We start from the raw sequence: 9422 nt of genomic DNA, 5'->3' as shown, positions 1-9422 counted from the left end.
GCGATAACCCTCCATAGCTTCTCGAATGACTCACCAGAAGCTTGGCAAAGAGGGAGCGCGCGATATAGCCCCGTTCAGCAGACGATTTTGCACGCGTTCAGCGAATGCGCGCGCGTTTGCCGCCGAACTGGGGCGGCCGCTCACCCCTCCCGAGTGATGGCCGCCAAAACAGCGGTCAACACTCGAACAGCACCGTCTTTGTCCAGTGGATCGTTGCCGTTTCCGCATTTGGGTGATTGCACACAGGAGGGGCAGCCTGTTTGGCATTCGCACGAGACGATGGCGTCTTTCGTGGCCGTGAGCCAATCGGCGATGGCCACGTGACCGCGGTCGGCGAAGCCTGCTCCGCCGTCGTATCCGTCGTAGACAAAGACGGTAGGCAGGCCGGTGTCGGGGTGCAGAGCCGTCGACACTCCGCCGATGTCCCAGCGATCGCACGTCGCCACCAGGGGCAGCAGCCCGATGGCGGCGTGTTCTGCGGCGTGCAGCGATCCGGGGAATCGTACGTACGGAACTCCGCTGTGCTCGAGCAACTCCGGGGTGATGGTGTACATGACGGCCCTGGTGTCGAGTGTCTGTGCGGGCATGTCGAGTTCGATGGAATCGAGTACCTCGCCCGAGAGGAGGCGTCTCAGATATCCGACGACCTGATGGGTGACGTTCACCTGTACCAGCGCGACGCGTACCTCGCCGTAGTCGACGGATTCGTGTACCGCGGTGATTGAGATGTCGGTGATCTCGCGCGCGGAGGTGTTCCACTCGGGTTGCTCGGCGTGCACCAGCGCGAGACCGGCATCGAGATCGAGTTCGTCGACCACGAACGACTCACCCTGGTGAATGTGGACGGCGCCCGGGTGGGCGGTGGCGGGCGCTCTGCCGCCGTCGACGGTGCCCAGCATGCGACCGGACTCGCCGTCGACGATGGCCACCTGCACCCCGGTGCCGCCGCGAATGTTCACCGCACCGTGCGGCGACAACTGCTGCCCCTCGGGAGTGATGAACCACCCGTGGGGTCGCTTGCGCACATAGCCTTTCAGTTCGAGTTCCTCGAGCACCGATTCCGCGCTCAGCTCCTCGGCCTCGACGAGGGTGATCGGCAGTTCGACTGCAGCGCAAAGCAACTGCGGAGCCAGGATGTACGGATTGGTGGGGTCGGTGACGGTGGCCTCGACGGGCTTGTCCAACAGAGCCGCCGGGTGATGCACCAGATATGTGTCGAGTGGATCGTCGCGCGCAACGAGCACCAGCAGCGAGCCCTCCCCGCGTCGTCCGGCCCGGCCGCCCTGCTGCCAGAACGACGCGACGGTGCCGGGAAAGCCGGCGACGATCACCGCGTCCAAACCGGCGATGTCGACGCCCAATTCGAGCGCATTGGTGGTGGCTACGCCGAGCAACGTGCCGTCGGACAGATCGGATTCGAGTTTGCGCCGATCTTCGGCCAAATATCCTGCGCGATAGGCGGCGACGCGTCGTATCAATTGCGGATCGACGTCGGCGAGAATTCTCTGGGTCCCCAGCGCGGTCACCTCGGCTCCGCGCCTGGACCGCACGAATGCCAGAGTTCGCGCGCCCTCCACCAATAGGTCGGCCATGATGCGCGACGCTTCCGCACCTGCGGATTTCCTTACCGGAGCGCCGTTTTCGCCGGTGATCTCTTTGAGTAGCGGTGGTTCCCACAGTGCGACGGTGCGGGCTCCGTGCGGGGATCCGTCCTCGGTGACTTCCGCGCACGGCGCTCCGATGAGACGACTCGCGGCCCGCCCCGGCTCGGAGGTCGTCGCACTGGCGAGAACGAACACCGGCGATGCTCCGTACCGTGCGCACAGGCGTCGTAGCCTGCGGAGCACGAGCGCGACATTGGATCCGAAAACACCACGGTAGTAATGGCATTCGTCCACCACCACGTAGCGGAGATTGCGGAGGAAACGCGACCACCGCTCGTGCGAGCCCAGGATGCCGAGGTGCAGCATGTCGGGATTGGTGAAGATCCATCGCGCGTTCGCACGGGCCCACTGACGAATCTCGATCGGCGTATCGCCGTCGTACGCGCTGGGAAACACCTCGGCGAGTTCGTCTGATACCGAACGCAACTCGTCGGTGATCGAGATCGTGGTGCGCAGCTGATCGGCACCGAGGGCCTTGGTGGGGGCCAGATACAGCGCGGTCGCGCGGGCATCAGCGGACAGCGTCGTGAGGATGGGGAGTTGATACGCCAGCGACTTACCCGACGCGGTGCTGGTCGAGAGCACCACATGACGGCCCTCGGCAGCGAGTGTTGCCGCACGTGCCTGATGCGTCCAGGGTTGTGAGATCCCACGAGAGGTGATCACCTGCACCACTTCCGGGCCCACCCACGACGGCCAGGAGGAGAACTGGGAGGCGCGTGCCGGCAGTTCGGCGACGTGGGTCAACGGGCTCTCGCTCGAAGGCGATCCCGCCAATACTCGATCCAGCAACCGCTGCCCGTAGCTCCCGGCATCCGCACCGCCCAGCGGATTCTTCTCGCTCACGGGCCTCCATGCATTCGTTCGATCTACAAGCGCCGTCGGGCTGTTCGCGACATCCCCATGCTAGCGGGAACCTGCTCAGCTCCTTCGCGCCCTGGTGGAAGCAGCAATTCGCTTGTCGGATGTTGTCCGTTTCTACAACACGGACAAAATGTTCGAAAACGGTCGACTTTCGACTGTTGCGAACGCGGAGTTCATGGTTCACTTGACGCGGTCGCAGCTTCTGTGTTCGTTCTACGCTCGCAGGATCTAATGTTGCGGGCGCGGTACTGGAAGAGCTCGTCCGTCAGGGGGAATCCTGAGGGGGATTCGTAGAAAGTGCAGCGGTCGGAACCGGCCCGATGGACCGAAAGTGCGCTCCATCGAATCCGGTGTTAGAAAGAGAAGGAAAAGCATGGCACAGGGAACTGTGAAGTGGTTCAACGCCGAAAAGGGCTTTGGATTCATCGCACCAGAAGACGGCTCCGCTGACGTCTTCGTTCATTACTCCGAGATCCAGGGCAGCGGCTTCCGCACCCTCGAGGAGAACCAGCGCGTCGAGTTCGAGGTCGGCCAGGGCACCAAGGGTCCTCAGGCCACGGGCGTTCGCGCAGTCTGATTCTCTTCTCTTTGGAGTCGAGAACCGTCATCCCCCTTTTCATCGGTCCTACAAGGCCGATCGAAAAGGGGGATGTTTCGTTTTCCACGAACCACCGGGGAGCGCCGAAAGCCGTGAGCGCGGGCGTCGATGTCCTAATGTCCATGCTGTGAACCAGCTGTCCTTCTTCTCCGCCGAGTCGTTGCCGCCCGCGGTGACCGATCTCAGTGGGCTGCTGGCTGCCACCGGCCATGTCGTCACCTCGGCGGGTGCGGCCCGAATTTCCGTCGTGGTCGACGCTCAGTGGCGCGCGGATGCCATCGCCGAACTCATCGAACAATGCGGTCTGACGCCGGAGCTCGGTCGATCGGAAGAGGACAGGCCTCTGGTGCGTACCGCGTCGGTGCCCGAACTGTCCGCTTTGGCGTCTCTGTGGACCAAGGGCGCTGTCAAGGCCGTCCCGCCCGGTTGGGTACCGGGTTCTCGCGAACTGCGCGCCTGGGTGCTCGCGTCGGGTCGTCCCGAGGCGGAGGGGGAGCGGTACGTGCTCGGTCTGGATCCGCACGCGCCGGAAACTCACGCCGTCCTCGCCCAGTCGCTGATGCGCGCGGGCATCGCGCCGACGCTCATCGGCACGCGTGGGTCCAATCCTGGCCTCCGAATCACCGGTCGACGCCGGCTGCTGCGGCTCACCGAGAACGTCGGCGAGGCTCCACAGTACGTGGACGCACGTACCAATTGGCCCCACGCCGAGTAGGCCGATCTGTGACTGATCTGCGAGTATTTGGCCGACGTATGTCAGTCTGTTAGTAGTGGGACAGGCAAATCTGCCTGTGAAAACGCACTAGGGAAGGTTCGGCAGCAAGGTGGCAGCACGTAACAACGGCACGGGGGACAGCTCCGCCGAGCCACGTCGTCTGGTCATCGTCGAGTCTCCGACCAAGGCAAAGAAGATCGCCCCGTACCTCGGGAGCAACTACGTCGTCGAGGCCTCCGTCGGCCATATTCGCGACCTTCCCCGCGGTGCCGCGGACGTTCCCGCCAAGTACAAGGGTGAGCCCTGGGCACGTCTCGGCGTGGACGTCGACCACGACTTCGAGGCCCTGTACGTCGTCTCGCCCGAGAAGAAGGGCAAGGTCGCAGAGCTCAAGAGCCTGCTCAAGGACGCCGACGAGCTCTATCTCGCCACTGACCCCGACCGCGAGGGTGAGGCCATCGCCTGGCATCTCCTCGAGACCCTGAACCCCAAGATCCCGGTTCGACGCATGGTGTTCCACGAGATCACCAAGCCGGCCATTCTCGCTGCCGCCGCCGATACCCGTGACCTCGATCAAGACCTCGTCGACGCCCAGGAGACCCGTCGTATCCTGGACCGTCTCTACGGCTACGAGGTCAGCCCGGTGCTGTGGAAGAAGGTCATGCCGAAGCTCTCGGCCGGCCGAGTGCAGTCCGTCGCCACCCGGATCGTCGTCCAGCGCGAGCGCGAGCGGATGGCGTTCCGCAGTGCCGAGTACTGGGACATCTCCGCCACGCTCGACGCCGGAGCCGACGCCACCCCGCGCAGTTTCGGAGCCCGCCTGGTCAATGTCGACGGCAATCGCGTCGCCGCAGGTCGTGACTTCGGGGCCGACGGCAAGCTCAAGTCCGATTCGGTGACCGTTCTCGACGAACCGCGTGCCCGACGCCTCGCCGAGGCTCTCGAAGGCGTCGACCTGACGGTCGCGTCCGCCGAGGACAAGCCGTACACCCGCAAGCCGTACCCGCCGTTCATGACGTCGACGCTGCAGCAGGAAGCCGCCCGCAAGTTGCGCTTCAGCTCCGAGCGCACCATGCGCGTCGCGCAGCGGCTGTACGAGAACGGCTACATCACCTACATGCGTACCGACTCGACGACGCTGTCAGCGTCGGCGATCTCGGCGGCACGTACCCAGGCGACCGAGCTCTACGGACCGGAGTACGTCCATCCGTCGCCGCGTCAGTACACCCGCAAGGTCAAGAACGCGCAGGAGGCCCACGAGGCCATCCGCCCGTCCGGTGATGTCTTCCAGACGCCCGGTCAGTTGCACTCGGCCCTGCAGACCGACGAATTCCGCCTCTACGAGCTGATCTGGCAGCGCACGGTCGCGTCGCAGATGGCCGACGTGCGCGGCACCACGCTGACACTGCGCATCACCGGAACGGCCGGAACCGGCGAGGAGTGCACCTTCTCCGCTTCGGGGCGCACCATCACGTTCGCCGGCTTCCTCAAGGCCTACGTGGAGAGCGTCGACGATCAGGCCGGCGGACAGTCCGACGATGCCGAATCACGTTTGCCCGCACTGGTTCAGGGCCAGGCCGTCACCGCCACCCAGCTCGACCCCGACGGTCACACCACCAACCCGCCCGCGCGTTTCACCGAGGCGTCGCTCATCAAGACGCTCGAGGAACTGGGCATCGGTCGGCCGTCGACGTATTCGTCGATCATCAAGACCATTCTCGACCGCGGTTACGTCTACAAGCGCGGCAGTGCACTGGTGCCGTCGTGGGTGGCGTTCTCGGTGGTTGCGTTGCTGGAGGCGCACTTCGGGCGTCTGGTGGACTTCGACTTCACCGCAGGCATGGAGGACGACCTCGACGCCATCGCGGGAGGCCGTGAGCGACGCGGCAATTGGCTGCAGAGCTTCTACTTCGGCGGCGACACCGGTGCCGAGGGGTCGGTGGCTCGCTCCGGTGGCCTGAAGAAGATGGTCGGCCAGAATCTCGAAGAGATCGACGCCCGCACCATCAACTCCATCCGTCTGTTCGACGACTCCGAGGGTCGTGAAATCCATGTGCGCGTGGGCCGTTACGGTCCGTACCTCGAGCGCATGGTCGTCAGCGACGACGATCCCGACGGCGATCCGATCAGCCAGCGCGCCAACCTGCCCGACGATCTTCCGCCGGACGAGTTGACGATCGACTTCGCCGAAAAGCTGTTCGCCACACCGCAAGAGGGGCGCAAGCTCGGTGTCGATCCGCTGACCGGTCACGACATCGTCGCGAAGGAAGGCCGTTTCGGGCCCTACGTCACCGAAATCCTGCCCGAGCCGGAACCCGAACCCACGCCCCCCGAGCCCGATATCGTCCCGGTGCCGTCCGGCAACGACGGTGACGGTGGCGGCGGCGTCAAGACCGCGGTGAAGAAGGCGGCGGCCAAGAAAGCTCCGGCCAAGAAGGCTGCTGCGAAGAAGGCGACCGGCCCCAAGCCGCGCACCGGTTCTCTGCTCAAGTCCATGGACCTGGCGACCATCACGCTCGAGGATGCGCTCAAGCTGCTCTCGCTGCCTCGCGTCGTCGGAGTCGATCCGGAGTCGAAGGAAGAGATCCTTGCACAGAACGGTCGATACGGCCCGTACCTGAAGAAGGGCACCGACTCTCGCTCGCTCGCCGACGAGGATCAGATGTTCACCGTCACCTTGGAAGAGGCGTTGAAGATCTACGCCGAGCCCAAGCGTCGGGGTCGTCAGGGCGAAGCCAAGCCGCCGCTGCGCGAGCTGGGCGTCGACCCGATCAGTGAGAAGCCGATGGTGATCAAGGACGGTCGCTTCGGGCCGTACGTCACCGACGGCGAGACCAACGCCAGCCTGCGCAAGGACGACGAGGTCGAGTCGATCACCGACGATCGTGCGTCGGAGTTGTTGGCGGACAGGCGCGCTCGTGGTCCGGTGAAGAAGAAGGCACCGGCGAAGAAGGCTGCCGCCAAGAAGGCTCCGGCCAAGAAGGCCGCAGCGAAGAAGGCTCCGGCAAAGAAAGCTGCTGCCAAGAAGACGGCCACCAAGACCACTGCCTCCAAGACCACTGCCGCGAAGAAGACCCCGGCCAAGAAGGCACCGGCGAAGAAGACCGACACCGAGTAACCGCCGAGCTCGAAGTTATGGATGTGAAAACGGTTCAAAGCCGCCGTAACTTCGAGTTCGCGGGTTCGGGTTGTCGGCCCCAACCACTAGGGTTGCGTGCATGGCGGGTGTGTTCGATCGATTGGTCGGTCAGGAAGATGTCGAGGCCGATCTGACGGCCGCTGCGGTGGCCGCTCGCACCGGCGTCGACTCGTCGGCGATGACGCATTCGTGGCTGTTCACCGGCCCGCCGGGATCCGGCCGTTCCATCGCGGCCCTGTGCTTCGCTGCGGCATTGCAGTGCACCACCGAGGGCACTCCCGGGTGTGGGCACTGCCAGGCCTGCTCGACCACCATGGCCGGCACTCACGGCGATGTGCGACGCGTCGTGCCCGAGGGGTTGAGCATCAGCACCAAGGAGATGCGAGACATCGTCTCCATCGCCTCGCGTCGACCCAGCACCGGGTTGTGGCAGGTGGTGGTGGTCGAGGACGCCGACCGGCTCACCGAGGGTGCCGGAAACGTGTTGCTCAAGGTCGTCGAGGAGCCGCCGGCCAAGACGGTGTTCCTTCTGTGTGCGCCGTCGGTCGATCCGCAGGACATCTCGGTGACTCTGCGCTCGCGGTGCCGGCACGTCTCGTTGGTGACGCCCACGGTGCCGGCGATCGCGCAGGTGCTGCAGACCCGCGACAAGCTCGACGCCGAGACGGCCGAGTGGGCCGCGTCGATCAGCGGCGGTCACGTGGGCAGAGCGCGTCGTCTCGCCACCGACGAGGACGCCCGAGCGCGTCGTAAACGTGCACTGGCGCTGGCGTCGGCTGCAGCCCGGCCCAATCAGGCGTACCTCGCGGCCGAGGAGCTGGTGAAGGCCGCCGAGGACGAGGCCAAGGAGATGAGCGCCTCCCGCGACGAGGCCGAGACCGAGGAGTTGCGGACGGCTCTCGGAGCCGGAGGTACCGGCAAGGGTGCGGCGGGCGCGCTGCGTGGCTCGGCCGGGGTGCTCAAGGACCTCGAGAAGCGGCAGAAGTCGAGGGCCACCAGAACCGGTCGTGATTCACTCGATCGCGCGTTGATGGATCTGGTGGGCCTGTATCGAGATGCGCTCGCTCGCTCGTACGGATCGACCGCCACGGCGACCCATCCCGACATGGCCGAGCAGGTCGAGCGAATGGCAAAAGCCGTCCCTCCCGAGGCGCTGCTGAAGAGCATCGAGGCGATCCTCGAATGCCGAGAGTCGTTGGCAGTCAATGCAAAACCGAAGTTCGCCATCTACGCGTTGGTCGGGACGCTGGGCGACGTGCTGCGCTAGGGGCCGAGCCCGCCTCGCGGCTCGAGGGAGGGCGATTTTCGTTTCGACGTGATGCTCCGTTAGACTCACCAACGCCGAAAGGCACGCCGCCTTAGCTCAGTCGGTAGAGCATTTCACTCGTAATGAAAAGGTCAAGAGTTCGATTCTCTTAGGCGGCTCGTATCAGGGCAGGTCGGAGGCAGTTTCTACGGCCTCTGACCTGCCCTTTTTCGTGCCCAGGGCACGTTTACGGCACGGTTTCAGCGAGGAGTCAGCTTGTCGATTACTCCGCTGGCGTCTGGTGCCATCGCTGCGCGCTCGATGTAGTGCTTCTCGGTGACCGCGCTGCCCGAATGTCCAAGCTGCGCGGACGCCGCGCTCAGTCCGAGTTCACGCTCGATCATCGTCCCCACAGTCATGCGGAAGCTGTGGGCTTCACCCAGCTGTAGTCGTCGCCTCGAACCTGCCGCCACGAGGTTCGCACGTTGTCCGGCCACCGAGATGCACCGAGTCGAGACGGGAACACCAGACCTTCGGCCGACGGGATACTGCGGTCCCGCTGCCTTCTCAGGGCATCGGCTGAAAATGACGGTCTTCGGGCCGGCCGACGCAATGACAGACGCTATGACACCTGGGTTGTCTACGAACACGTATACCGCGGAGGCCTCACCGACCGAGAACGTCGACTTCCGGTGATCGGCGGCAACCAGATGCACCGACTCGAGCTGGTGTAGCACTCTCACCTGACGACAGTATCGAGCCGTCGCCGAGTCTGGTTCTTGAGCTCAGCCACCTTCCGCGACTCTCGAACCTTGAAATTGCATACCTCAATATCAAGGCTGGGAAGCTAACCTTGAAATTACGAGCATGGTTTTCAAGGTTGGGAGACGGGCAAGATGGACTTAGACAAGATTCGAAACAGCCCGGTGGGGGAACTGGTGCCAATCACGGGCTACGACCCGAGGTTTCGTGAGGAATACGATTACTTCGCGTTCGCCCCCAGCCCCCTGCCTAAGGAAATCGCGCTTACGGGATCAACCTACTCAGCAGTAGTCGACGCTGCGTCGGCGTCCGCCAGGGCGGATGAGGCCGCGTCGCTTCTACCCAACCCAGCGTTACTGGCGAGACCAGCTACTAGGCGGGGAGTGTCAGATTAACGGTGGATCCGACCTTGGCGTCGGTTAGTTTCCGTTCGG

General features: G+C 64.4%; 6 protein-coding genes, 1 tRNA gene and 1 pseudogene. 6 read left to right on the top strand and 2 right to left on the bottom strand.

Going from position 1 to position 9422, the window contains the following annotated elements; genetic code table 11:
- Window positions 1-140 precede the first annotated feature (140 nt).
- Window positions 141-2510: a DEAD/DEAH box helicase gene (locus QM615_RS22225; RefSeq protein WP_188078684.1), complete on the bottom strand. Its 2370-nt coding sequence runs from the start codon at window positions 2508-2510 to the stop codon at window positions 141-143.
- Between the two features lie 391 nt (window positions 2511-2901).
- Here QM615_RS22225 and QM615_RS22220 point away from each other — a divergent pair, with 391 nt between their 5' ends.
- From QM615_RS22220 to QM615_RS22200, 6 genes and pseudogenes are all read left to right on the top strand, one after another.
- A complete protein-coding gene (locus tag QM615_RS22220; protein ID WP_005248460.1) occupies window positions 2902-3105 on the top strand; it encodes a cold-shock protein in 204 nt (67 codons plus the stop codon).
- A gap of 148 nt (window positions 3106-3253) precedes the next feature.
- Window positions 3254-3841 (top strand): hypothetical protein, encoded by a 588-nt coding sequence (locus tag QM615_RS22215; RefSeq protein WP_149406382.1) that lies wholly within the window; start codon window positions 3254-3256, stop codon window positions 3839-3841.
- A 109-nt stretch (window positions 3842-3950) separates the two neighbouring features.
- Window positions 3951-6959 carry a type I DNA topoisomerase gene (topA, locus tag QM615_RS22210; RefSeq protein WP_149406383.1) on the top strand — a complete coding sequence of 1003 codons (3009 nt, stop codon included), beginning with the start codon at window positions 3951-3953 and terminating at the stop codon, window positions 6957-6959.
- A gap of 116 nt (window positions 6960-7075) precedes the next feature.
- Window positions 7076-7114: pseudogene (locus tag QM615_RS22500) on the top strand (hypothetical protein).
- The gene (locus tag QM615_RS22205) at window positions 7111-8247 is read left to right on the top strand and encodes a DNA polymerase III subunit delta' (protein WP_410482245.1); all 1137 of its coding nucleotides are present in this window, start codon (window positions 7111-7113) and stop codon (window positions 8245-8247) included. Before QM615_RS22500 ends, QM615_RS22205 begins: the two are co-directional and overlap by 4 nt.
- An 85-nt stretch (window positions 8248-8332) precedes the next feature.
- A tRNA-Thr gene (locus QM615_RS22200) sits at window positions 8333-8405 on the top strand.
- Between the two features lie 81 nt (window positions 8406-8486).
- Here QM615_RS22200 and QM615_RS22195 read toward each other — a convergent pair.
- Complete coding sequence (locus QM615_RS22195; RefSeq protein ID WP_188078685.1) at window positions 8487-8645, bottom strand: hypothetical protein; 159 nt, start codon at window positions 8643-8645, stop codon at window positions 8487-8489.
- Between the last annotated feature and the right edge of the window lie 777 nt (window positions 8646-9422).

This window comes from Rhodococcus sp. IEGM 1341, assembly GCF_030056895.1.
Classification (GTDB): domain Bacteria; phylum Actinomycetota; class Actinomycetes; order Mycobacteriales; family Mycobacteriaceae; genus Rhodococcoides.
Note: the sequence above shows the minus strand (reverse complement) of the source record. Positions and strands in the feature narration are given on the sequence as shown.

Excerpts from the sequence above, each read along its gene's own strand:
- QM615_RS22195 (WP_188078685.1), bottom strand. The coding sequence starts at position 8,645 with ATGACTGTGGGGACGATGATCGAGCGTGAACTCGGACTGAGCGCGGCG.
- QM615_RS22220 (WP_005248460.1), top strand. The coding sequence starts at position 2,902 with ATGGCACAGGGAACTGTGAAGTGGTTCAACGCCGAAAAGGGCTTTGGA.